General features: G+C 50.2%; 28 protein-coding genes and 1 pseudogene. 19 read left to right on the plus strand and 10 right to left on the minus strand.

Annotation, left to right across the window (positions count from 1 at the left end; genetic code table 11):
- Positions 1 to 2 precede the first annotated feature (2 nt).
- The 17 genes from DW800_RS08305 (at position 3) to DW800_RS08385 (ending at position 14015) form a co-directional block, all read left to right on the plus strand.
- The gene (locus tag DW800_RS08305; RefSeq protein ID WP_025880727.1) at positions 3 to 356 is read left to right on the plus strand and encodes a DUF3408 domain-containing protein; all 354 of its coding nucleotides are present in this window, start codon (positions 3 to 5) and stop codon (positions 354 to 356) included.
- Between the two features lie 16 nt (positions 357 to 372).
- Positions 373 to 1101, plus strand: coding sequence for a hypothetical protein (locus DW800_RS08310; protein ID WP_008764732.1), 729 nt, complete (start codon positions 373 to 375; stop codon positions 1099 to 1101).
- A 201-nt stretch (positions 1102 to 1302) separates the two neighbouring features.
- On the plus strand, positions 1303 to 1620 hold the full coding sequence (locus DW800_RS08315; protein ID WP_002560983.1) for a DUF4134 domain-containing protein: 318 nt from the start codon (positions 1303 to 1305) through the stop codon (positions 1618 to 1620).
- A 10-nt stretch (positions 1621 to 1630) separates the two neighbouring features.
- Positions 1631 to 1963: a DUF4133 domain-containing protein gene (locus tag DW800_RS08320; RefSeq protein WP_008764731.1), complete on the plus strand. Its 333-nt coding sequence runs from the start codon at positions 1631 to 1633 to the stop codon at positions 1961 to 1963.
- On the plus strand, positions 1960 to 4464 hold the full coding sequence (locus tag DW800_RS08325; RefSeq protein ID WP_004356142.1) for a TraG family conjugative transposon ATPase: 2505 nt from the start codon (positions 1960 to 1962) through the stop codon (positions 4462 to 4464). Before DW800_RS08320 ends, DW800_RS08325 begins: the two co-directional genes overlap by 4 nt.
- Before the next feature lie 34 nt (positions 4465 to 4498).
- Positions 4499 to 4879: a DUF3876 domain-containing protein gene (locus DW800_RS08330; protein ID WP_002560979.1), complete on the plus strand. Its 381-nt coding sequence runs from the start codon at positions 4499 to 4501 to the stop codon at positions 4877 to 4879.
- A 23-nt stretch (positions 4880 to 4902) separates the two neighbouring features.
- Complete coding sequence (locus DW800_RS08335) at positions 4903 to 5532, plus strand: DUF4141 domain-containing protein (RefSeq protein WP_002560978.1); 630 nt, start codon at positions 4903 to 4905, stop codon at positions 5530 to 5532.
- A gap of 4 nt (positions 5533 to 5536) precedes the next feature.
- Complete coding sequence (gene traJ / locus DW800_RS08340) at positions 5537 to 6541, plus strand: conjugative transposon protein TraJ (RefSeq protein WP_002560977.1); 1005 nt, start codon at positions 5537 to 5539, stop codon at positions 6539 to 6541.
- A gap of 31 nt (positions 6542 to 6572) precedes the next feature.
- Positions 6573 to 7196, plus strand: coding sequence for a conjugative transposon protein TraK (gene traK, locus DW800_RS08345; protein ID WP_002560976.1), 624 nt, complete (start codon positions 6573 to 6575; stop codon positions 7194 to 7196).
- 39 nt (positions 7197 to 7235) lie between these two features.
- Entirely contained in the window at positions 7236 to 7523 is a 288-nt protein-coding gene (locus tag DW800_RS08350) for a TraL conjugative transposon family protein (RefSeq protein ID WP_002560975.1), read from the plus strand.
- The gene (traM, locus tag DW800_RS08355) at positions 7504 to 8850 is read left to right on the plus strand and encodes a conjugative transposon protein TraM (protein WP_002560974.1); all 1347 of its coding nucleotides are present in this window, start codon (positions 7504 to 7506) and stop codon (positions 8848 to 8850) included. Before DW800_RS08350 ends, traM begins: the two co-directional genes overlap by 20 nt.
- 47 nt (positions 8851 to 8897) lie before the next feature.
- On the plus strand, positions 8898 to 9884 hold the full coding sequence (gene traN, locus DW800_RS08360; protein ID WP_002560973.1) for a conjugative transposon protein TraN: 987 nt from the start codon (positions 8898 to 8900) through the stop codon (positions 9882 to 9884).
- A 2-nt stretch (positions 9885 to 9886) separates the two neighbouring features.
- Positions 9887 to 10462, plus strand: coding sequence for a conjugal transfer protein TraO (locus tag DW800_RS08365; RefSeq protein WP_008764729.1), 576 nt, complete (start codon positions 9887 to 9889; stop codon positions 10460 to 10462).
- A gap of 7 nt (positions 10463 to 10469) precedes the next feature.
- Positions 10470 to 11372 (plus strand): toprim domain-containing protein, encoded by a 903-nt coding sequence (locus DW800_RS08370; protein WP_002560971.1) that lies wholly within the window; start codon positions 10470 to 10472, stop codon positions 11370 to 11372.
- On the plus strand, positions 11369 to 11872 hold the full coding sequence (locus tag DW800_RS08375) for a DUF3872 domain-containing protein (protein WP_002560970.1): 504 nt from the start codon (positions 11369 to 11371) through the stop codon (positions 11870 to 11872). The genes DW800_RS08370 and DW800_RS08375 overlap by 4 nt, the downstream gene beginning before the upstream one ends.
- Positions 11869 to 12396, plus strand: coding sequence for a glycoside hydrolase family protein (locus tag DW800_RS08380; protein WP_002560969.1), 528 nt, complete (start codon positions 11869 to 11871; stop codon positions 12394 to 12396). Before DW800_RS08375 ends, DW800_RS08380 begins: the two co-directional genes overlap by 4 nt.
- 161 nt (positions 12397 to 12557) lie before the next feature.
- Positions 12558 to 14015 carry an ATP-dependent nuclease gene (locus tag DW800_RS08385; protein WP_002560968.1) on the plus strand — a complete coding sequence of 486 codons (1458 nt, stop codon included), beginning with the start codon at positions 12558 to 12560 and terminating at the stop codon, positions 14013 to 14015.
- Positions 14016 to 14079: 64 nt separating this feature from the next.
- Here DW800_RS08385 and DW800_RS08390 read toward each other — a convergent pair whose 3' ends face one another.
- The 9 genes from DW800_RS08390 to DW800_RS08430 all read right to left on the minus strand — a co-directional run bounded on the left by DW800_RS08390 (position 14080) and on the right by DW800_RS08430 (position 17766).
- On the minus strand, positions 14080 to 14301 hold the full coding sequence (locus tag DW800_RS08390) for a hypothetical protein (protein WP_004356138.1): 222 nt from the start codon (positions 14299 to 14301) through the stop codon (positions 14080 to 14082).
- Between the two features lie 122 nt (positions 14302 to 14423).
- Positions 14424 to 14732 (minus strand): hypothetical protein, encoded by a 309-nt coding sequence (locus DW800_RS08395; RefSeq protein WP_002560966.1) that lies wholly within the window; start codon positions 14730 to 14732, stop codon positions 14424 to 14426.
- A gap of 53 nt (positions 14733 to 14785) precedes the next feature.
- Complete coding sequence (locus DW800_RS08400) at positions 14786 to 15031, minus strand: DUF6956 domain-containing protein (RefSeq protein WP_002560965.1); 246 nt, start codon at positions 15029 to 15031, stop codon at positions 14786 to 14788.
- Positions 15028 to 15258 carry a DUF3873 domain-containing protein gene (locus DW800_RS08405; protein ID WP_002560964.1) on the minus strand — a complete coding sequence of 77 codons (231 nt, stop codon included), beginning with the start codon at positions 15256 to 15258 and terminating at the stop codon, positions 15028 to 15030. The genes DW800_RS08400 and DW800_RS08405 overlap by 4 nt, the downstream gene beginning before the upstream one ends.
- Before the next feature lie 19 nt (positions 15259 to 15277).
- On the minus strand, positions 15278 to 15535 hold the full coding sequence (locus DW800_RS08410) for a hypothetical protein (RefSeq protein WP_002560963.1): 258 nt from the start codon (positions 15533 to 15535) through the stop codon (positions 15278 to 15280).
- 24 nt (positions 15536 to 15559) lie between these two features.
- Positions 15560 to 16891: a PcfJ domain-containing protein gene (locus tag DW800_RS08415; protein WP_002560962.1), complete on the minus strand. Its 1332-nt coding sequence runs from the start codon at positions 16889 to 16891 to the stop codon at positions 15560 to 15562.
- Complete coding sequence (locus DW800_RS08420) at positions 16888 to 17304, minus strand: PcfK-like family protein (RefSeq protein ID WP_002560961.1); 417 nt, start codon at positions 17302 to 17304, stop codon at positions 16888 to 16890. Before DW800_RS08420 ends, DW800_RS08415 begins: the two co-directional genes overlap by 4 nt.
- Before the next feature lie 13 nt (positions 17305 to 17317).
- Positions 17318 to 17539, minus strand: a complete 222-nt coding sequence (locus DW800_RS08425) for a hypothetical protein (RefSeq protein ID WP_002560960.1) — start codon at positions 17537 to 17539, stop codon at positions 17318 to 17320.
- Between the two features lie 11 nt (positions 17540 to 17550).
- Positions 17551 to 17766 (minus strand): hypothetical protein, encoded by a 216-nt coding sequence (locus DW800_RS08430; protein ID WP_002560959.1) that lies wholly within the window; start codon positions 17764 to 17766, stop codon positions 17551 to 17553.
- A 666-nt stretch (positions 17767 to 18432) separates the two neighbouring features.
- Between DW800_RS08430 and DW800_RS20120 the strand changes: the two are divergent.
- Together DW800_RS20120 and DW800_RS08450 are read left to right on the plus strand one after the other, a co-directional pair.
- Positions 18433 to 18622, plus strand: a pseudogene (locus tag DW800_RS20120) (hypothetical protein).
- A gap of 271 nt (positions 18623 to 18893) precedes the next feature.
- The gene (locus DW800_RS08450) at positions 18894 to 20795 is read left to right on the plus strand and encodes a TlpA family protein disulfide reductase (protein ID WP_117703921.1); all 1902 of its coding nucleotides are present in this window, start codon (positions 18894 to 18896) and stop codon (positions 20793 to 20795) included.
- A 69-nt stretch (positions 20796 to 20864) separates the two neighbouring features.
- Here DW800_RS08450 and DW800_RS08455 read toward each other — a convergent pair whose 3' ends face one another.
- On the minus strand, positions 20865 to 22403 hold the full coding sequence (locus DW800_RS08455; protein ID WP_005829763.1) for a Gfo/Idh/MocA family protein: 1539 nt from the start codon (positions 22401 to 22403) through the stop codon (positions 20865 to 20867).
- Between the last annotated feature and the right edge of the window lie 283 nt (positions 22404 to 22686).

Here is a 22686-nt window from a genome sequence, read left to right on the forward strand (position 1 = left end):
AAATGGAAAAAGAAATGACACCGAATGAAAAAAGACCACAGCAAGACTGCGGAGGTATGTTTGCCCAAGTGCAGGCGAGTGTGGAAATCCTGTCGCCTGTCCCGGTAAGCGGCAAATGCTGCGAGAAGGACTATGAACGTCTGTTCATCCGTGACTCGGAAGTAAAGGCACGTGAGGGGAAGATGGCGTATGTGCGCCCGGAGTACCACGAGCGTATCATGTGTATCACCCGTGTAATCGGGCATGACCGGCTTATGCTGTCCGCTTACATCGACCATGTGCTGACGCATCACTTCAACCAGTGCGAGGATGCGATAAAGAGCCTTTATGCCCGAAATTATAATTCAGTATTCTAACCAAAAACGGAAGGATATGAATTACACAATCAGCATGACAGACATTCTGCTGGCGGTATCGGTCGGCTGCAACCTCTGGTTCCTGTTCCTGCTCCTTTACGAGCGCATCATGGACACGCGGATTGTCCGCTTCTTCAAGGGCATTGTCGGATTATGGCGGTCACTGGACGGGAATGAGGCTAAACGCATAGCGGCACACGAGGAAGTCCCTGCGGAAAAGGCGGACATCATCGGCAAGAGCCGTTTCAGGATGGCATCCACCCGGACAACCGCTGCCATACCGACGCAAGAAGCCGCCACTATGGAAAAAGGCATTGAGCTGTCGGAGGAAGAGGCTACTTTTGACGACGGAAAAACGGGAAACGCATCCCGCCCGGCACAAGTTCCGGAGGAAAAACTCGATGAGACCTTCACGAGCATACCGCCGGAGGAACTGGGATACGGGGACGACGAACCGGAAGAGGACGCCTCGGACACGCCACGGGCTTCGGGCAGCAGCTTTGACGAGATTGACGACGCCTGCAAGACCGCCAAGAACCCGGACGCGACACAGGCGGAACGTGAAAAGGCGGCGAAGGTGTTCACCGACATGGAGGGCACGGAGTTGTACGAGAAAATGATGGAAGGCTCTTCGGAGATAGGCATCCGCATCAAGGGGCTTATCGAGATTCGGCTGAAGAAACCTGAAAAGGAGTTCGTCGTGCCGGACAACATCGAGGAGTTCGACATTCGCAACTATGTATGACAACAATAAAAGAAATGAACATGAAAGAATGACATCAACCCACGCGGCGAGGAAACGCAAGGCGCATCCCTATCCGCAACGGACACGCCCACGTCCGTGGAAACAAACGGGCATCCACTAAAACCAAAGTAAAGAAACAAAGTATCAACCGCCCGACAAAGGACCATCCACCCTTTTGACGGCAAAAAACAAGAACAGTTTATGAACAAGAACATCTTGAAAAACAGAAAAGCAATCCTCTCCGCGGCACTTGTCATCGCCGCAACCGCCTCCGCTTTCGCGCAGGGAAACGGCATCGCGGGCATCAACGAAGCCACCTCTATGGTGAGTTCTTATTTCGACCCCGGAACTAAACTGATATACGCCATCGGTGCAGTCGTCGGGCTTATCGGGGGCGTAAAAGTGTACGGCAAGTTTTCATCGGGCGACCCCGACACCAGCAAGACAGCCGCCTCGTGGTTCGGCGCGTGCATCTTCCTGATTGTTGCCGCCACCATCCTGCGCTCATTCTTCCTTTAATAAATAATGTATGGCTGAATACCCAATCAACAAGGGTATCGGCCGTCCGGTAGAGTTCAAGGGCTTGAAGGCACAGTACCTCTTCATCTTCTGCGGAGGTCTGCTGGCTCTCTTCGTCCTGTTCGTCATCCTCTACATGGTCGGTATCGACCAGTGGATATGTATCGGCTTCGGCGCGGCATCGTCCTCCCTCCTTGTATGGCAGACCTTCGCGCTGAACGCCCGGTACGGCGAACACGGGCTGATGAAATTAGGAGCGGCACGGAGCCATCCCCGATACCTTATCAACCGGCGGCGGATACCCCGTCTGTTCAAACGACAACGAAAGGAAGAAAGACAATGAGGAATACATCGAAAATGACAACACTGGAAAACAGGTTCCCACTTTTAGCGGTGGAGCATGGCTGCATCATCTCAAAGGACGCCGACATCACGGTGGCTTTCGAGGTGGAACTGCCGGAACTTTACACCGTGACGGGTGCGGAGTACGAGGCGATACACAGTTGCTGGTGCAAGGCTATCAAGGTGCTGCCGGACTACTCCGTCGTCCACAAACAGGACTGGTTCATCAAGGAACGCTACAAACCGGAGCTTCAGAAGGACGACATGAGCTTTTTAAGCCGCTCTTTCGAGCGTCACTTCAACGAGCGTCCGTACCTGAAACACACCTGCTACCTCTACCTGACCAAGACAACAAAGGAGCGTAACCGGATGCAGAGCAATTTCAGCACGCTGTGCCGGGGACATATCATCCCGAAGGAGCTGGACAGGGAAACCACGACCAAGTTCTTGGAAGCCTGCGAACAGTTCGAGCGCATCATGAACGACAGCGGGCTTGTCAGGCTGCGCCGCCTCTCCACCGATGAGATTGTGGGTACTGAGGGAAATACGGGACTTATTGAACGCTACTTCTCGCTCATGTCGGAAGGTGACACCACCTTGCAGGACATCGAGCTTTCGGCAAGGGAGATGCGCATCGGCGACAACCGCCTGTGTCTGCACACCCTCTCCGACGCGGAAGACCTGCCGGGCAAGGTGGCTACCGACACCCGTTACGAGAAGCTCTCCACCGACCGGAGTGACTGCCGACTGTCATTCGCCTCCCCGGTGGGGCTTCTGCTCTCCTGCAACCATATCTACAACCAGTATGTGCTGATAGACAACAGTGAGGAAACCTTGCATAAGTTCGAGAAGTCCGCCCGTAACATGCAGTCGCTATCTCGCTATTCAAGGAGCAACAGCATCAACCGCGAGTGGATAGACCAATACCTGAACGAAGCCCATTCCTACGGACTGACCTCGGTACGGGCACACTTCAACGTCATGGCGTGGAGCGACGATGCGGAGGAACTGAAGCATATCAAGAACGACGTGGGCAGCCAGTTGGCAAGCATGGAATGCGTGCCGCGCCACAACACCATCGACTGCCCGACACTCTACTGGGCGGCGATACCCGGCAATGCGGCGGACTTCCCGGCGGAAGAGAGTTTCCACACCTTCATCGAACAGGCGGTGTGCCTGTTCACAGAGGAAACCAACTACCGCAACTCGCTCTCGCCCTTCGGCATCAAGATGGTGGACAGGCTCACGGGAAAACCGCTGCACCTTGACATCTCCGACCTGCCCATGAAGCGGGGTATCACGACCAACCGCAACAAGTTCGTGCTGGGTCCTTCGGGCAGCGGCAAGTCTTTCTTCATGAACCACCTCGTGCGCCAATATTATGAGCAAGGCGCACATGTGGTATTGGTGGACACGGGAAACTCCTATCAGGGCTTGTGCGGCATGATCCGACGCAAGACAGGCGGAGCGGACGGCGTGTATTTCACCTACACGGAAGAGAAGCCCATATCGTTCAACCCGTTCTACACCGACGATTACATCTTCGACGTGGAGAAGAAGGACAGCATCAAGACCCTGCTGCTGACGCTCTGGAAGTCGGAGGACGACAAGGTGACAAAGACGGAGAGCGGCGAGCTGGGCAGTGCCGTGAGTGCCTATATTGAGCGCATCCAATCCGACCGTAGCATCGTGCCGTCGTTCAACACCTTCTACGAGTATATGCGTGACGACTACCGCAAGGAACTGGCACAGCGTGACATCAAGGTGGAGAAGTCCGACTTCAACATCGACAACATGCTCACCACCATGCGGCAGTATTACCGGGGCGGACGCTACGACTTCCTGCTCAACTCCACGGAGAACATCGACCTGCTCGGCAAGCGGTTCATTGTCTTCGAGATAGATTCGATTAAGGAAAACCGCGAACTGTTCCCCGTCGTGACCATCATCATCATGGAAGCCTTCATCAACAAGATGCGGCGACTAAAAGGGGTACGGAAACAGCTTATTGTGGAAGAGGCTTGGAAGGCTCTCTCTTCAGCGAACATGGCTGAATATCTGCGCTATATGTACAAGACGGTCAGAAAATATTACGGCGAGGCAATCGTGGTGACGCAGGAGGTGGACGACATCATTTCCTCTCCCGTGGTCAAGGAGAGCATCATCAACAACTCCGACTGCAAGATACTTCTCGACCAGCGCAAGTACATGAACAAGTTCGACCAGATACAGGCGTTGCTCGGACTGACGGAAAAGGAGAAAGGGCAGATACTCTCCATCAACATGGCGAACAACCCTTCACGGCTCTACAAGGAGGTGTGGATAGGCTTGGGTGGCACACAATCGGCGGTCTATGCCACCGAGGTCAGTGCAGAAGAATATCTGGCGTACACCACCGAGGAAACGGAGAAAGTGGAGGTTTACCGTCTGGCGGAGAAGTTGGGCGGCGACATCGAAGCCGCCATCCGGCAACTTGCCGAGAAGCGGAGAACCAAAAGTTAATCATTTAATCATCAGCTAAAAACAAGAAATGCGTATGAATTTATCAAAAGTTAAAATGCTGCAAGTCAGCAAGTGCCTGATCGGATTGGCGGTCATGATGCTGCAATCCTGCGATGTGGTCGATAACCGCCGTGATATGCTGTGCGGGAACTGGGAGAGCGTGGAGGGGAAGCCCGATGTGCTTATCTACAAGGAGGGCGAAGCCTACAAGGTGACGGTGTTCCGCCGGAGCGGTCTGCGCCGCAAGCTGAAACCGGAAACCTATCTCTTGCAGGAGGAAAACGACAACCTGTTCATGAACACCGGCTTCCGCATCGACGTGTCCTACAACGAGGCAACGGACGTGCTGACCTTCTCGCCGGGCGGCGACTATGTGCGGGTGAAACCGCAGCCGGGACACCCGACAGAAGAATAACAACCACTAAAATCCAAAGTAACATGAGAACAAGAATAACAATGATTATCTGCCTGTGCCTGCTTTTCGCAGGCAGGGCAAGCGCACAGTGGGTCGTAAGCGATCCGGGCAATCTGGCGCAGGGTATCATCAATGCCTCCAAAAACATCATCCATACCTCCAAGACTGCCACGAACATGGTGAGCAACTTTCAGGAAACGGTGAAAATCTATCAGCAGGGCAAAAAGTATTACGATGCCCTCAAATCGGTGAACAATCTCGTCAAGGACGCCCGCAAGGTGCAGCAGACCATCCTGATGGTAGGCGACATCACCGACATTTATGTAAACAGTTTCCAAAGGATGCTCCGTGATGGAAATTTCAGACCAGAAGAGCTGTCGGCAATCGCTTTCGGTTACACGAAACTGCTGGAAGAGAGCAACGAAGTATTGACGGAACTGAAGAATGTGGTGAACATCACCACGCTCTCCATGACCGACAAGGAGCGCATGGACGTGGTGGAACGCTGCTACTCCAAAATGAAGCGTTACCGCAACCTTGTGAGCTATTACACCAACAAGAACATCTCCGTGAGTTATCTGCGTGCGAAGAAAAAGAACGACCTCGACCGCATCATGGGGCTGTACGGGAACATGAACGAAAGATACTGGTAAGCCTATGGAGTTCGATAACCTTCATCAGATTTTACGCTCACTTTATGAGCAGATGATGCCGCTATGTGGGGACATGGCGGGTGTGGCGAAAGGCATCGCCGGGCTGGGTGCGCTGTTCTACGTCGCCTACCGGGTATGGCAGTCGCTGGCGAGAGCCGAACCGATAGACGTATTCCCGATGCTCCGTCCTTTTGCCATCGGTCTGTGCATCATGTTCTTCCCGACTGTGGTGCTGGGCACGATAAACAGCATCCTCTCACCCGTCGTACAGGGCACGGCAAAGATGCTGGAGGCGGAAACGCTGGACATGAACCGATACCGGGAGCAGAAGGACAAGCTGGAATACGAGGCGATGGTACGCAACCCCGAAACCGCCTACCTCGTGTCCAACGAGGAATTTGACAAGCAACTGGAGGAACTCGGCTGGTCGCCCTCCGACATGGTGACGATGGCGGGAATGTATATCGACCGGGGAATGTACAACATGAAGAAGAGTATCCGCGACTTCTTCCGCGAGATACTGGAACTGCTGTTCCAAGCCGCCGCCCTCGTGATAGACACCGTCCGCACCTTCTTTCTCGTGGTGCTGGCGATACTCGGTCCGATAGCCTTCGCCCTGTCGGTATGGGACGGTTTCCAAAGCACGCTCACGCAGTGGATATGCCGCTACATACAGGTCTATCTGTGGCTTCCGGTGTCGGACATGTTCAGCACCATACTGGCGAAGATACAGGTGCTGATGCTGCAAAGCGACATCGAGCGGATGCAGGCAGACCCGAACTTCTCGCTGGATTCGAGCGACGGGGTGTATATCGTGTTCCTCTGCATCGGCATCATCGGATACTTCACCATTCCCACCGTTGCCGGCTGGATTATCCAAGCCGGAGGCATGGGCGGTTACGGTCGCAACGTGAACCAGATGGCGGGACGAGCCGGAAGCATGGCGGGCAGCGTGGCGGGTGCAGCCGCAGGAAACGTGGTCGGACGTGCCGGGAAACTGCTGAAATAATCAACTGACAATTAAAAACGAATAAACAACAATGGAATTTAAGTCACTTAAAAACATCGAATCATCGTTCAGGCAGATACGCCTGTTCGGTATCGTCTTCCTCTCGCTGTGCACCGTGGTGACGGTGTGGAGCGTGTGGAACTCCTACCGTTTCGCGGAGAAGCAACGGGAGAAAATCTATGTGTTGGACAACGGCAAGTCGCTGATGCTTGCGCTGTCGCAGGATCTGTCGCAGAACCGTCCAGCGGAGGCACGGGAGCATGTGCGCCGCTTCCACGAGCTTTTCTTCACGCTGTCACCTGAAAAAAGCGCGATTGAACACAACGTAAAACGTGCCTTGCTGCTGGCAGACAAGAGCGTGTACCACTATTATTCGGACTTCGCCGAGAAGGGGTACTACAACCGCATCATCGCCGGAAACATCAACCAAGTGTTGAAGGTGGACAGCGTGGTGTGTGACTTCAACGCCTATCCCTACCGAGCCGTGACCTACGCCACGCAGAAAATCATCCGGCAAAGCAACGTCACCGAGCGCAGCCTCGTGACCACCTGCCGCCTGCTGAACGCATCACGGTCGGACGACAATCCCAACGGCTTCACCATCGAGGGTTTCACCATCATCGAGAATAAGGATTTACAGACTATCAAACGGTAACGGATTATGAAACGGAAAGTAAAAAGTATCAGAAAAACAATGTGGGGCGTGTACTGGAAGCTCCACGACAAACGGAAACGGCTGGTGGCAAGGCTCAAAGGGTATCTGGACGGTTTGCCGCCGGAAACACGCCGCCGCATCGTACTGGGGATGCTCGCCGCCTTCGCGGTGCTTGCCCTCTACACCTTCGGCAGAGCCGTCTATGACATCGGCAGGAACGACGGCTTACGCATGGAAACGGGACACGCCGGACGGGTGGAACTGCCGACCCCGGTGGAAACTGACAATCACTTAACACCTTATTTATATGGAACAGACGAAGAATGAACCGACGAAAGAGAACAAAGCCGCTCCCGACACGGGAAAGCCGAAAAAGGGGCGCGAACCGCTGACCGAGGCGCAGCGGCTGAAACGGCAGAAGATGATAGTCCTGCCCGCTATGGTGCTGGTGTTCATCGGGGCGATGTGGCTGATATTCGCCCCGTCCTCCGGCAAGGAGCAACAGCCGGGAACAGACGGATACAACACCGAGATGCCCGACGCGGACAAGGCGAACCGGCAGATTATCGGCGACAAGTTGAAAGCCTACGAGCATGGGGAGATGGAAGAGCGTCTGGAGAGCCGCAACCGTGCCATCGGGCAGCTGGGCGACATGTTCGACCGCGAGATAGCTGGAACGGAGGACGGGACGGACTTCGACCTCGCCAATCCGGGCGGCAAAGAGGAAAAGGCACAGCCCGCCACGCCGCAGACCATCCAATCCTCCGCAGCCGCCTACCGTGACCTGAACGCCACCCTCGGCAACTTCTACGAACAGCCGAAGAACGACAATGCCGAGATGGATGAGCTGTTGGAGCGCATCGCCTCGCTGGAGTCGGAACTGGAAAGCGAGAAGGGCAGGACTTCATCTATGGACGAACAGGTGGCACTTATGGAGAAGTCCTATGAGCTGGCGGCAAAGTACATGGGCGGTCAGAACGGAGGAAAGCCGGAACAGGCGGCAGAGCCTTCCACCGTGCAGAAGGGAAAGAAGAACACGGCGACACCCGTAAGGCAAGTGACCCGCCAAGTCGTTTCCTCCCTTGCACAGCCCATGAGCAACGCGGAGTTTGTCGCCACCTTCTCGCAGGAGCGCAACCGGGGGTTCAACACGGCTGTCGGCACTACAGAGGTATCGGACCGGAATACCATCCCGGCATGTGTGCATGGTGCGCAGAGCGTGACGGACGGACAGACGGTAAGGTTGCGCCTGCTGGAGCCTATGGCGGTGGCGGGCAGAACAATCCCACGCAATGCAGTGGTGGTCGGCACGGGCAAGATACAGGGTGAGCGGCTCGACATCGAGGTCACCTCGCTGGAATACGATGGCACGATTATCCCGGTGGAGCTTGCGGTCTATGACACGGACGGACAGCCCGGTATCTTCATCCCGAACTCGATGGAGATGAACGCCGTCAGGGAGGTCGCCGCCAACATGGGCGGCTCGTTAGGGAGCAGCATCAACATCTCCACCAATGCCGGGGCGCAGCTCGCCTCCGATTTGGGCAAGGGGCTGATACAAGGCACGAGCCAGTACATCGCCAAGAAGATGCGAACCGTAAAGGTGCATCTGAAAGCCGGGTACAGGGTCATGCTCTATCAGGAAAAGGACTGAAAACAACAATCAATCAAAAAAACATTTACCACTAAAATCCAAAAGTAATGAGAAAAGTAATCATCATGTTTGCCCTCGCTATGGGCATCGCAACTGCCAACGCGCAGGAGAATGTAACCGTTGAAACGACCAAAGGAAGTGAACAGCCGACCTTGACGAAGGAGGTCTATCCGCAGAAGGAGGCGGACGGCGACCTGTATCACGGTCTGTCGCGCAAGCTGACCTTCGACCGCATGATACCGCCGCACGGACTGGAAGTGACCTATGACAAGACCGTCCACGTCATTTTTCCGGCGGAGGTGCGCTATGTCGATTTAGGCTCGCCCGACCTGATTGCCGGGAAAGCCGACGGAGCGGAGAACGTCATCCGCGTGAAGGCTACCGTGAGAAATTTTCCCAACGAAACGAATATGTCCGTCATCACGGAGGACGGCAGTTTCTACACCTTCAACGTGAAGTACGCCGCCGAACCGCTGTTACTCAACGTGGAGATGTGCGATTTCATCCATGACGGCAGTACGGTGAACCGCCCGAACAATGCGCAGGAAATCTATCTGAAAGAGCTGGGCAGCGAAAGCCCGATGCTGGTGCGCCTTATCATGAAGTCCATCCACAAACAGAACAAGCGCGAGGTGAAGCATATCGGCTGCAAGCGTTTCGGCATCCAATACCTGTTGAAAGGCATCTACACGCACAACGGCTTACTCTACTTCCACACGGAGATAAAGAACCAGAGCAACGTGCCTTTCGATGTGGACTACATCACTTGGAAAATCGTGGACAAGAAGGTGGCGAAACGTACCGCCGTGCAGGAGCAGATCATTCTGCCGCTCCGTGCGCAGAACTACGCCACTCTCGTGCCGGGCAAAAAAAGTGAGCGCACGGTCTTCACGATGGCGAAGTTCACCATCCCCGACGACAAGTGCCTCGTGGTGGAGCTGAACGAGAAGAACGGCGGCCGTCACCAGTCCTTCGTGATTGAGAACGAGGATTTGGTACGAGCCAGCACCATTAACGAACTTCAAGTGCGCTGACCATGAGAAAATACATCGCAATAATCATCGCGTCGCTTGCCCTTTTCACGGGGCAGGCGCACGCCCAGCGGTGTCTGCCGAAGATGCATGGCATCGAGGTAAGGGCGGACATGGCGGACGGTTTCAATCCCGGTGGCAAGGACGGCGGCTACAGTTTCGGGGCGTCTCTTTCCACCTACACGAAGAGGGGAAACAAGTGGGTGTTCGGTGGCGAATACCTCCTGAAAAACAATCCTTACAAGAACACCAAGATACCCGTGGCGCAGTTCACGGCGGAGGGCGGCTATTACTTCAAGATACTGTCGGACGCTCGAAAAATCGTGTTCGTCTATGCCGGGGCTTCGGCTCTTGCCGGATATGAGTCGGTGAACTGGGGAACGAAGGTGCTGCATGACGGTTCTACGCTGCACGACCGGGACGCCTTCATCTACGGCGGCGCGCTGACGCTCGATGTGGAATGCTACGTGGCAGACCGTATAGCCCTGCTTGCCAATCTGCGGGAGCGTTGCCTTTGGGGTGGCGACACGCGGAAGTTTCACACGCAGTTCGGGGTCGGTATCAAGTTCATCATCAACTGACACGGGCATGGAAAGGACGGAAATAGATGCTGTCAGAAGGATGCCGCTTACGGATTTTCTCGCACGGCTGGGGCATGAGCCTGTTAGAAGGAGCAGTAACGAGCTGTGGTATCTTGCCCCGTACAGGGGCGAGCGCACACCCTCTTTCCGTGTGAACGTGGCGAAACAGCTCTGGTACGACTTCGGTTTGGGCAAGGGCGGCGACATCTTCACGCTTGCCGGGGAGTTTCTGCAAAGCGATGACTTCATGAAGCAAGCGAAGTTCATAGCGGAAGCCGCCAATATGACGGTTGCCGGATGGGAAAAGCCCGCCTATCTCCCGAAGCCGACCGAACCCGTCTTTGAGGATGTGGAGGTCGCTCCGTTACTTCGCTCACCGTTGACGGACTATCTGGCGGAACGTGGCATACCCATCGCCATCACATCCCGTCACTGTTGCCGTCTGAACTACAGTGTGCGTGGAAAACGGTATTTTGCTGTCGGTTTCCTGAATATGGCAGGTGGATATGAAGTCCGAAGCCGATTTTTCAAGGGGTGCATCCCGCCAAAAGATGTGTCTTTGGCAAGGACGAAGGAAATCCCGGCTGACGAGTGCCTCGTGTTTGAGGGCTTCATGGACTTTCTCTCCGCTGTGACGCTTGGCGTAACCGGTAACGCTGACTGCCTTGTTCTGAACTCTGTCGCCAACGTGGAGAAGGCGGCGGAATTGCTGGACGGCTACGGGCGCATCGGATGCTTCCTTGACCGTGACGAAGCCGGACGGCGGACGCTTGACGCTCTTGCCAAACGGTATGGGGCGCGTGTCGCCGACCGTTCCTCCCTCTATGACGGTTGCAAGGACTTGAATGAGTACCTGCAACGGACAACGAAAAAACAGAAAAACAATCATCTAAAAATCGAAGAACAATGAACATACTGAACAACAGAAACAAGAGTACAAACATCTTTAAGGTGGTGGCGTTATGCCTGATAGCCGCTGTGTCATTCACCCTCGTGTCGTGCGATGACGACATGGACATCCAACAGTCCTATCCCTTCACGGTGGAGGTCATGCCCGTGCCGAACAAGGTGACAAAGGGGCAGACGGTGGAAATCCGCTGTGAACTGAAAAAGGAGGGCGACTTCGCTAACACGCTTTATACCATCCGCTATTTTCAGTTTGAGGGAGAAGGAAAGTTGAAAATGGATAACGGCATCACCTTCCTGCCCAACGACCGCTACCTGCTGGAGAACGAAAAGTTCCGCCTGTACTACACGGCGGAGGGCGAAGAGGCGCACAACTTTATTGTGGTGGTGGAGGACAACTTCGGCAACTCCTTCGAGCTGGAATTTGACTTCAACAACCGGAATGTAAAGGATGACGGTTTGACCATCGTTCCCATCGGCAACTTCAGCCCCTTGCTGAAATGATGCGTGTATTCATGGTAATGCTCTGTTCGCTTATGGCGGTCTGTTCCGTGTCCGCACGGATCAGCCGCCGAGAGGGAATGGACGGGCAGGCGGCAATCTACCGTTTGCCACTTTTCGAGAGGGCGGTGTGCTGCACGAAATATTTTGAGGGCTGGCACTCGGAAAAACACCACCCATACGTGGGTTGGGGTCACAAAATTCTGCCGGACGAAAGATATTCGGCACGAACCATGACGAAGCGGCAGGCGGACGTGCTTCTGCGGAAAGACTTGCGGAAGTTCTGCGCGATGTTCCGGCAGTTCGGGAAAGACAGCCTTTTACTCGCCACGCTTGCCTACAACGTGGGTCCATACCGGCTTTTGGGTAGCAAGACAATCCCCAAAAGCACCTTGATAAAGAAGTTGGAGGCTGGCGACAGGAACATCTACCATGAATATATTGCTTTTTGCAGTTACAAGGGAAAACGCCATGCCATGCTGCTCACACGGAGAAAGGTGGAGTTTGCGCTGCTGTATATCCCGTGATTGATGCAAAATTCGTAAAAAAAATAATTACCTCTGTTTTATAATTCAAGAGCAGGGGTAATTATGTATCACCTCAATATTACTTTAGTTGTATTATTTTATGATAACATTTTGTCATTCAGTATAAAATGCCTAATTTTGCGTCCAAAGACAGAACAATTATGAATAATAAATTAAATATAAAAATAGAACAATTAAAGAACATCAATAATATTGAGTTAAATCTACCAATAGAAACAGGACTTTATGCTATAACTGGAGCTAATGGAACAGGCAAAAGTACTATCATGACAGTCATTTCTAAGGTTGTACGTAACTCTGCATTCAATGTTTTTCAACCTCATGATTATTCATCTAATAGTAAAATCACAATATCCTATGATGGAAAAGAAAATTCTTGGACAAAAGCCAGTAGAGGATGGAGTTGTAGTTCAACTGATATAATATCTCTAAAAGGTTTTTATGAAGGTAGCATAATACATGGAATGCGTTTTATAGATGCAAATTATGATACATTACTAAAAGCTGAAAGAGTTAATAATACAATTTTAACTGATGCAGATTCGTTTGTTTCGCGCAATTTAAGTTATATTTTGCATGGAAATTATGATTTCTATACAAATCTTAAACGCATTAAAAATAGAACATTAGCACAACTTAAAGCGTTCAAAGGAATTCCATATTTCATTGAAGGAACTAATGGAATAGTTAATCAGTTTTGTATGAGTGCAGGAGAAAATATGTTGATTAGCTTATTGCATATGTTGAATGTTGTCATTGTTCGCCCTGCAAAGTCTGAAGATGTACGGCTTATATTGATAGATGAAATTGAATTAGCATTGCATCCATCTGCAATCATGAGGTTAGTTGATTTTTTGCAAAAATTGGCTACAGAGTATAATCTTGCTATATATTTTTCAAGTCATTCAATAGAATTACTTAGGAAAATAAAGCCTTCAAATATTTTTCATTTACAAAAGGAGTTGGATAATATCGCTATTGTAAATCCATGTTATCCATCATATGCAACACGAGATATTTATCAACATTCGGGATACGATTTTCTTATTTTAGTAGAGGATGTGTTGGCTAAATATATATTGGAGAATATAATTGATGAAAATGCCTTGTATAAAAGTAAATTGATTAATATTCTACCAAGTGGTGGTTGGGAGAATGTGTTAAAAATGCAAGATGATATTTGTAAGTCAAATTTAGCAGGGGTTGGAACAAAAGTATTAAGTGTTCTTGATGGTGATGTAAAACCGGATTTTGAACAACTATATAAGCAAAAGGGATTATATACTAATTTAACAATAAATTTTCTGCCAATACATAGTTTGGAAAAATACCTACATGAAAAAATTATTGTAAATAAAGATGCTGATTTTTTCAAGGAAATAGGTGACCGTTTTTTCAAAGTTAAATCACTAAAAGAAGTGGTGGATAGTTTAATCAAAAAGAATGACGACAAGGCGTTTTATAATTACCTCATTAAAAACTTAAAAGAACAAGGAATAGAAGAAAATGTATTTGTTCAAAAAGTTTGTGAAATGATATATCGAAAGGAAGATATGTCTAAACTACTAACATTCTTACAAAAAACATTTCAAAATTAAAATACTTAATGATTATTTCGGAAAAATCCGATGAAGCCGCCAACTTCATTGGATTTTCCGCTTTTCATACATTCGGGATTGTTCCCGTGTCTATCACGCCACCGTCCCTGCAATGCTCAATGCTACCGGGCGTAAACCCCATGCTCCCAATTGCGATGTGGCTAATATAGTCCGCATACTCCTGACCTTGAAAATTCCTTCCCGTAAGGTTTCTGAAAATCATCTTTATGCTTATGCCGTCGTTGCTGTGCAAGATGATTTTTCCGTTCTGTCTGATTGCTTCCATGATTAAAACTTGTTTTTGTAAATTGTATCACAGATTGGAACTTGGGCTTTTTGCTACTTTTGTGCCGCCCACTGCTCACTGACAAAAGTAGCGGGCGGCGATTTTACCGCCCGTTCCTCTTCTTAAAAGCGTGTGTAAAGTCCCGTCACCATCGTGAACATTTCCTCCAGCATATCAAAATAGATACCCTCGTGTACGGCAATGTCCTTCGTCCTGCACTCGAATGTCTTTTTGCTGAATGTCCTGCGGTAGAAGCGCATATTGTAGAGATCTGCCCCCGCATCATAGATGATGTCAAGGCGGTTGGCACTTGTCTTGTTCCTTGCAAGGCTCATCCGTAAGCCGTTGCCCATATTGATGTAATCTCGGCTACCTGTCATGGCGGTAAAGCGTTTTCCACCTATCTGCTGTAATATCGTCTGTGCTATCATATTCGTTGTTTTTAGGGTTTTAAGTGCTGGCGGTGCGGACACCGCCAACTTGTTCAAAATTCTCGCATCTCGGCAATGGGTGTCTGCCGTTGCAGCCACTCCTTCACACACTCCATATTGTACTCGCTCGTGATGACTGCCGTATGGCTGTCGGTGGCGGTGAAACGTGTGCTTTCGTAATCATCTATCCACCCTTTGAGGGTGTCCGTTCCCCACGCTTGGGCATCGTCAAAGATACCGTCCAATGCCGCGATAGGTTCGCTGAATTTGACTATCAGCGTTTGATAGGTCGTGTTCATCGGTTGCCCTCCTTTCCCTGCTTTGCGTTCAGCCACTTGTTCCTTGCGGTTCGGCACTCGTCCAATGTGGGTTTGACACAAGTGAACAGTTCTCCGTCCGTATGGCGGTAGTCGTACTGCACAAGTGTCCGCTTGCGTCTGCCGATACCCGATTGGAAACGCTCATATTTCTCCGTCCCTGCTTCCGTACAGGTGCTTACTCCGTTGATGGTCATTCGTGTTGCCATAATGTTGCTTTTTAGATGATTAAAAATGTACTGACAGAACTCTGTTCTTCATCACTATTTCGGGGTTGCTCGTGTAGCGTTGGTGCAGGTAGAAATGGTGAGAGCCGAAGCCGTAAAGGAAAAACTTGTCAAGTTCGTGCTTCTCGGCAAACTCCTTTACGCTCTTTCTTAATCCCTCCTCACTTGTTGAGAGAGTGAGGAGATTTACAAATTCAAGGAACAAGGTGGGGATTTTATCGTCCCACACACAAATCATGCTTTCGATTCTTACTTCCATATCAATGTTGTTTTAGGGTTTATGCTATGCCGCTTTCATCCGCTCACGGATAAGGTTGGCGTTCTTGTTCACAAGGTCTATGATGCGCTCGTGGTATTCGGTGTCTTGGTTGTACTTGCCGTGGCACTGCACCACCTTGAGTGTCCGCAAATCCACCTCTACGGTTTCAATTATCTCACCGCCAATCCTTGCCGAGAGTATGAGGGTGTCGGCTTTCTTGTAGTATTCACTGCCGAACACGCAGATGTTCTGTGCCTTGCCCTCGCTGTAATACTCGTCTATGCTTTCAAGTACCTTGACGATTATTTCCTCGTCAGTGATTACCAATCCGAAGAATTTGGATTTGTTGGCAATGAAATCCTCCGCATCTTTTTCCCTTTGCAGTTGCCGCTGTTGTTCACGCTCACGCCTTTCAATCTCCCAGCGGCGGCGTTGTTCGGCCCGTTCCTTCTCGTGTATGGCTTCAATCTTTCGAGTTGCGTTGTCGTGTGCCGCCATGAAATCTTCGGGGCAGATGTTCTTCGGGTTGCGGAGGTCTTGACCGAGTTTGTTGAGCATACGCAGATAGTCGCACCACATGGAGAAGTTGTCTATCCGATACTTGTGACGCTTGGCAATCAGATATGATGCCCAGCATTCATCGGCAGTACGGGCATTGAAAAGAAAGTGTTTCATGACCTCAATCTCATCGCCTTTCATAAGGGTTTCAATTCTTGGGTCTGAAAGCAAGGCTTTGAAAAGACGCACGGGGGAAATGCCGTGGAAATCGCCCTTGAAGCCGTTGCGTCTGAGTTGGGGTAATACCCTCATCTTAGGATATGCACAGCTTCTTGCCACAACATCATCGTATAGGCTGTTGTGCGGTCTTATCTCCATCGCGCTGCACAATGCCCATACATCGCAGTAATAGAATGTGAAGCCACGGAGCAACGCCATGTCCGTAACCTTACCGTCGGGTGAAATCCAACGCTGCACAACCTCGTGGCAATAGAAGTGCATCGGCTCGCCTTTCCTGCTCTCGCATCTGACCTGCGCCACACGGATTACCTGATAGCCTTTGCAGGTGGTTATCACGCTGAAATACTGCGTTTCCTTGTAGATACGTTTGCGTGTGTCCTGCACTTTGAGTTTGGCATAGCATTTGGGGCAGGTACAGCCTTCAAGGGTGTCGCACAGTACGCTGTTGCTGTACCACTCGTGACCGCAGTCGGAGCAGGTAATGTTCCCTTTCTTGGTGCGGTAGCCGATATGTTCAATACAGTGGCGGTATGCCCAATCTATTTGTGTCGCTGATATGGGGCGAAGGTTGGCTGAAAGTCTTGCCACCTTTTTCTGTATCTTGGTCTTCGGTTTCATAAGCCTAAATCAAATAATGAGGGTTGGGATTGGGTTACTTTTCTCGCTGGCGGTCTGTTGCGGTTTTGCAACTTGCGGAGTTCCTCCTCTTGGTATCTGCGAGCTGCGTTCTGACGTGCCTCCGCCTTTTCCTCTTCCGTGAGTTCCACAACATGGTTCACCACCACTTGGCAGTTCATAGGTTTGCCCACCTCTATCTCGTTTTCCTCATAGTAGTGGATGGCTTGCCCGAATATCTCTCCGTCCGTGAAGCCGCTGCAACCGCTTTTCTGCACATAGTTCAGAATGTGGGTCACGCACTCGTCTATGTTTTTGGCAGGGTTGCGGTACTTCTTCGCAAAGAGCGTATCTTCCTCCGCCCGCTGTTCCAGATACATTTGTATCGTTCTTTTGAAATGGTCTGTTCCTTTCATATCGCTGTCGTTTTTAGATTGTCTGTTTAAGTCTCTCTCTCCAATAGGTCGGCTCTACCTCGCTGAGAAGGAAGTCCATGAAGTCCCTCCGTGTGTCCTTGTTCAGTTCGTGGTACAATCTTCGGAAAGTTTCAAAATTACCGTTGATGTACGTTTCCACCATATACACGAAGATGTTGTCCACCTCGTAATATCTGCACTGCTGCGCTACCGTCTTGCTGTTTCTCTTTGCCATGTCGGTAAGGGTTAAAGGGTGAATAACCAAAGGATGAAGCCGAAGTAGGCAATGGTGGAAAGGATAGCCACGATTACACCTATCGCCACTCGGAACACTCCGTTTATAATCTCTCTGATGATGTCCCAAAGGATGCCGAACACCCCGAAGGCGGTGCGCATCATCAAGCCGCATATCGCCAACCCGATGTATTGCGCCACTTGTCTGAAATTTGCCGTTGCCGTCATATCTTCGCTGTTTTTGATTTTTTTGTTTTTTATGCGGATTCAAGAGCTGAGGGAGTTGAGTTTCAAACTATCTTATCTGCCTCTCGTTTATCCGACATTTTTTTTATGCGTCTTTCTGTCGCATCGGTCGTTTTCGTTTCGGGTGCTTGAAAAGGTAGGGATTAGGGAATGCAAGGTTTTTCGGGGAAATACTACCCGAAGGGCTGGAGATTTCCGCAGAAAACAGGAGGCTTGACCTTGCTTTCCCGTCCAATCCCGGAATTACCTTTGCGCCCTGAACGAAAATGACTGACTGATGCGGCTCACTGAAAGGCGCAAAATGGAGGTAAACGAAACCAGAGGCAGATTGGGTAGAAAAAACTTCAGGGGAAAATCCGTAAAAAAGGAATCACCAAAAGGAAAAAGACATCACCGGAAGCGTGAAAAGGGCAAACCACAACAAAGGGAGTATGATTGTTTTCCGATCCGACGGGACTTGTCCAGCCGGGTGGCAACAATCATTCTTCCCGGATTGCCCGCTGTGTGTGGCCGCTTGTTTCATTTATGGGGCAGGCTGACACTCTCTGCATTCACTTTCCGCTTCCGGCACAAAAAACAGCTAAAAAAGAAAAATCATCTGGTAGCCCGTAAAAGCACCTCTTGGCATAGACGCAAAAGAAAGGGGCATTGCTTCATCAGTCTAAACATCGTTTAGGCGTGAGGCAATGCCCTTTTCTCTGGCTATGCGGTAGTCGGCACACGTTTGTTCTAAACTCGTTTTGGGCAATGGTGTTCCGACGAACAATACCGCTTTTACGGAAAAACTAATGAATGAGGTGATAAAAAATCCGGGAGTTTATATCAAAATCTCGGATAAAATAGCTACTTTTGCATACAAAGAGTTCTTTGAAGGTTACGCGACGCGCAGAAGGATAATGCAGTAGATAACTAACTAAATCGTAACCTATTACTATCAAGAGCAATTAACCTACGCTCATTTTCAATAAATTACACTCTTTTCGTAACTTCAGGTTGCAAAGATACAAGGTTTCTTTGAAAAATGGAGAAATAGGAGCATTTTACATCAATTAACTCCCACATGCTTGTTTCTTTACGAAACATTCGTAATTTCGCAAAAAACAATTCATATGAGACACATCCATTTCATCTTAGCAGGCTTCCTACTGTGTATCTGCTGTACCCTGCAAGCCAAAAACCGAGTGATTGACCAACCACCGTTTATCGTAAGAAACACGACTTCCATCGAAGTGAGTAAAGTAGTCATCAGTGACACGGCAACCGTGCTCCATATCTATGCTAAGTACCGTCCCAAGAACTGGATACAGATTGCACCCGACAGCTACTTGACAGACAATAACGGAGAAACCTACCAACTGCGTTCCGGCATAGGCATCACACCAGGCAAGGAATTCTGGATGCCCGAATCGGGCGAAGCGGAATTCCAACTGGTCTTTCCTCCCCTATCCGACAATGCTACCTCCTTCGACTTCACCGAAGGCGAAAAGGTGGAAAACGGATTCAGCATCTGGGGAATACAACTGAAAAGCAAGAAACTGCCGGAACTGGCACTTCCCCAGAACGCCGTAGTGCACAAAGCCGACCCTAATGCCGAACTTCCCGAACCGGCCATCCAATACGGAAAAGCCATGCTGAAAGGAAAACTCCTGGATTCACGCCCCAATATGGGAATGCCAATCAGTATTGCCGTGTGGGAGAATATCAAAGGAGACATCACGGACATACCACTCGACATCCAGCCTGACGGCAGTTTCACCAAAGAAGTAACGTTGCCCGGCACTACCCCATGTACCATGTATCTGGGCAGAGAACATATGCTCCAATTCTTCATGGAACCGGGCAAGACAACAGAAATATACGTCAATCTACGCGAAGCTTCCCGACGCAAATCTAAATTCCACAGCGAGGGGAAACCCTATGGAGAAATGGTATACATCAACGGGCCGCTGGAAACCGTGACACAAGAGTTGAACGGAAACCACCCCGGCATCGACATGCAAGACAAGCTCTATCAAAACATAGCTGCACTGGCCGGCAAGGATATTGATGCAGCCAAAGCATACGTACTCCAAATATCCGGCGAAACACAAGAAGCAATAGACAAGTTGCCTTGTAGTGCTTCTACCCGACAACTTTTGACTATCAATAACAAACTGATTACAAATGCCATGCTGTCTTCCGTTGCCAGCATCTTGACATCGGCTGCCCTACACGCCAATCTCATCAAACGGGAGGAAGCAAACAACTACTATCAGGAACTTGCCCGGAAAGTACCCGCCAACTACGTGTCCGACGAAGATATGAGTATATTGAATGTGCCGCAGGCAGTCTTGTCCAACCAGTATGTACAAATGGCTTCAAGGAATGTCGAACGGAGTGGAGAATTGGCCAAAGCCTGGGGAACCGACAAAGGTATCTTCTTCGATATAGCCCGTAATGTCACCCTCTACCGGGGTATCAAGAACTTCACCCCGCTCACCGACGAGCAAAAGGCCACCGTTGCCGCCATGCCCGCCGCATACCGCGAAATGCTGACTGCCGCCAATGACGAGTTGCTTGCACAGCTCGAAGCCAACAAGAAAAAGACGGGTTACACCATCAACCAAGTGGACGCCAACGTCAGCAACGAAGATTTGTTTACTTCCATCATCAGCAAATTCAAAGGAAAAGTATTGTTAGTAGATTTCTGGGCCACCTGGTGCGGTCCATGCCGTATGGCAAACAAGATGATGGCCCCCATGAAGGAGGAACTGAAAGACAAGGATATCGTATATCTGTACATCACCGGTGAAACCTCCCCCTTGAAGACCTGGGAGAATATGATTCCCGACATCCACGGCGAACACTTCCGCCTGACGGATGCCCAATGGAAATACCTATCGGACGCATTCAAGATAGAAGGGGTACCGACTTATCTGATTGTAGACCGCGAAGGAAACACCACGTTCAGACAAACCGGCTTTCCGGGAGTAGAGAAGATGAAGGAAGAGTTGCTGAAAGTGACTAAATGACAAACTGATAAAACAAAAAAACAGCAGGCTTATCACCTGCTGTTTTTTTGTTTTATCAGTATACCGCTATTACTTTTCAGCCCATTCCTTGGCTCCCTGCTCTTTCAGTTTAGCAGTAAATGCCTTTGCCTTCTCCATAGCAGCCGCTTCCTCTTCCGGAGTTGCATATGCATGCTTGTAGCCCTTCACCACATTCCATTCACCACGGGTGAAATCGGGGAATGCCACAGCCGCACAACCGTTGTCCATAGAAAGTTCTCCCAATTCTGCAAGGCAGCACCACTCAGCAAGGTCGTATACATCCATATCCAAAGGAAGACCGTTTTGCAGGCAATATACCAGACGGCTGTCCATCACGAAGTCCATGCCACCATGACCTCCTACTTCCTTCGCCATCTCACCGTACTTCTTTAAAATGGGATGCTGGTATTTCTCCACGAGTGCCTCCATCTCCGTCTCCGGCAGGAAACCGTGTGAATTCAAATCATCCACTTTGGGCTGAACGCCCGATGCACTCAGCTGGTCAGCGTCAAGCGCATACCCTTCTACCGGATATTTGTTGGCGAATCCCTTGGTACCCGTAAGCTGATACAAACGGTTATAAGGCTGTGGTGTCATTACATTGTGCTGAATCTCAATCACCTTTCCATTGGCTGTACGAATCATGGTCGTGGTATGGTCACCGTTACGGAACTCCTTGCACTCCTCACCGGTTCTTTTCTCTACCAGCTCCTTGCCTACCACAGACTTGGTATCCATGGCTACCAGCGTTTCCATACGGTCACCACGGTGAATATCCAGTGCTTGCGCCACCGGACCAAGGCCGTGGGTGGCATACACGTCACCGCGATGCTTCATGTTGTAGTCCAAACGCCAGCCCAACTTGTCATTTTCTCCATTCTTCCAGTAATGGTCCCAAAACGGGCTCAAATTATGTATATAAGCACCTTGTGCACGGATAACCTCACCGAATACGCCATGCTGCGCCATGTTCAGCGTATTCATCTCGAACCAGTCATAACAGCAGTTCTCCAAGATGAAGCAATGCTTGCGGGTAGACTCACTCAGGTTAATCAAATCCCAGCATTCCTGCAGGTTCATGGCCGAAGGTACTTCTATCGCTACATTCTTTCCGTTCTCCAGCGCACACTTGGCAACGGGGAAGTGATGCAGCCAGTCCGCAGCAATATAAACCAAGTCTATGTCATCACGTTTGCAGAGTTCCTCGTATCCCTTATCACCGGAATAGACGGCGGCTTTGGGCATGGATGCCTTCTTCAAGAGCTCCTGACATTTATCTGCACGGGCCTCTTCATAATCACAAAGAGCCACTACCTGCGTACCCGGAATATAAGTGAAACGTTCCACTGCTCCGGGACCACGCATACCCAGACCAACAAAACCCACACGGACTGCCTCCAGCTTCGGAGTAGTCAGTCCCAATACACTCTTTTGTCCTGCCGGACGCTCGGGAGTCTTGACAACAATGGTACCATTCTGCCATTCCCATTGAGTTCCCTTCTCTGTGGTTTGCACAGTAGAAGTCTGGCTTGTGCATGCACCCAATACGAAGCACATTCCCAGCAACAACGATTTAACTGTTCCCATATTTCTGCTTTATTTAAGGTAAAAGAATTCATTGCAACAAAGACAGCGCAAACCGAATGCAGAATAAAATGAACCCGTTCATTTTTTATGCTGAGGTGCCGCCAGTCTTCGCTTCTTCTGCAAAGATAGATAATCTTAACCAAAAGAAGATTATCAACAGCCATGTTCTTTTCAATCAGACAAAAGAATATACATACAGTAAACGCATTTAGATTAATTAACTCACTGTTTGATGCTACTTTACGAAATATTCGTAGATTTGCATTGAATTCATTTAAATACT

Origin of the sequence: Bacteroides sp. AM32-11AC, assembly GCF_003603515.1 — a bacterium.
GTDB classification, from domain to species: domain Bacteria; phylum Bacteroidota; class Bacteroidia; order Bacteroidales; family Bacteroidaceae; genus Bacteroides; species Bacteroides uniformis.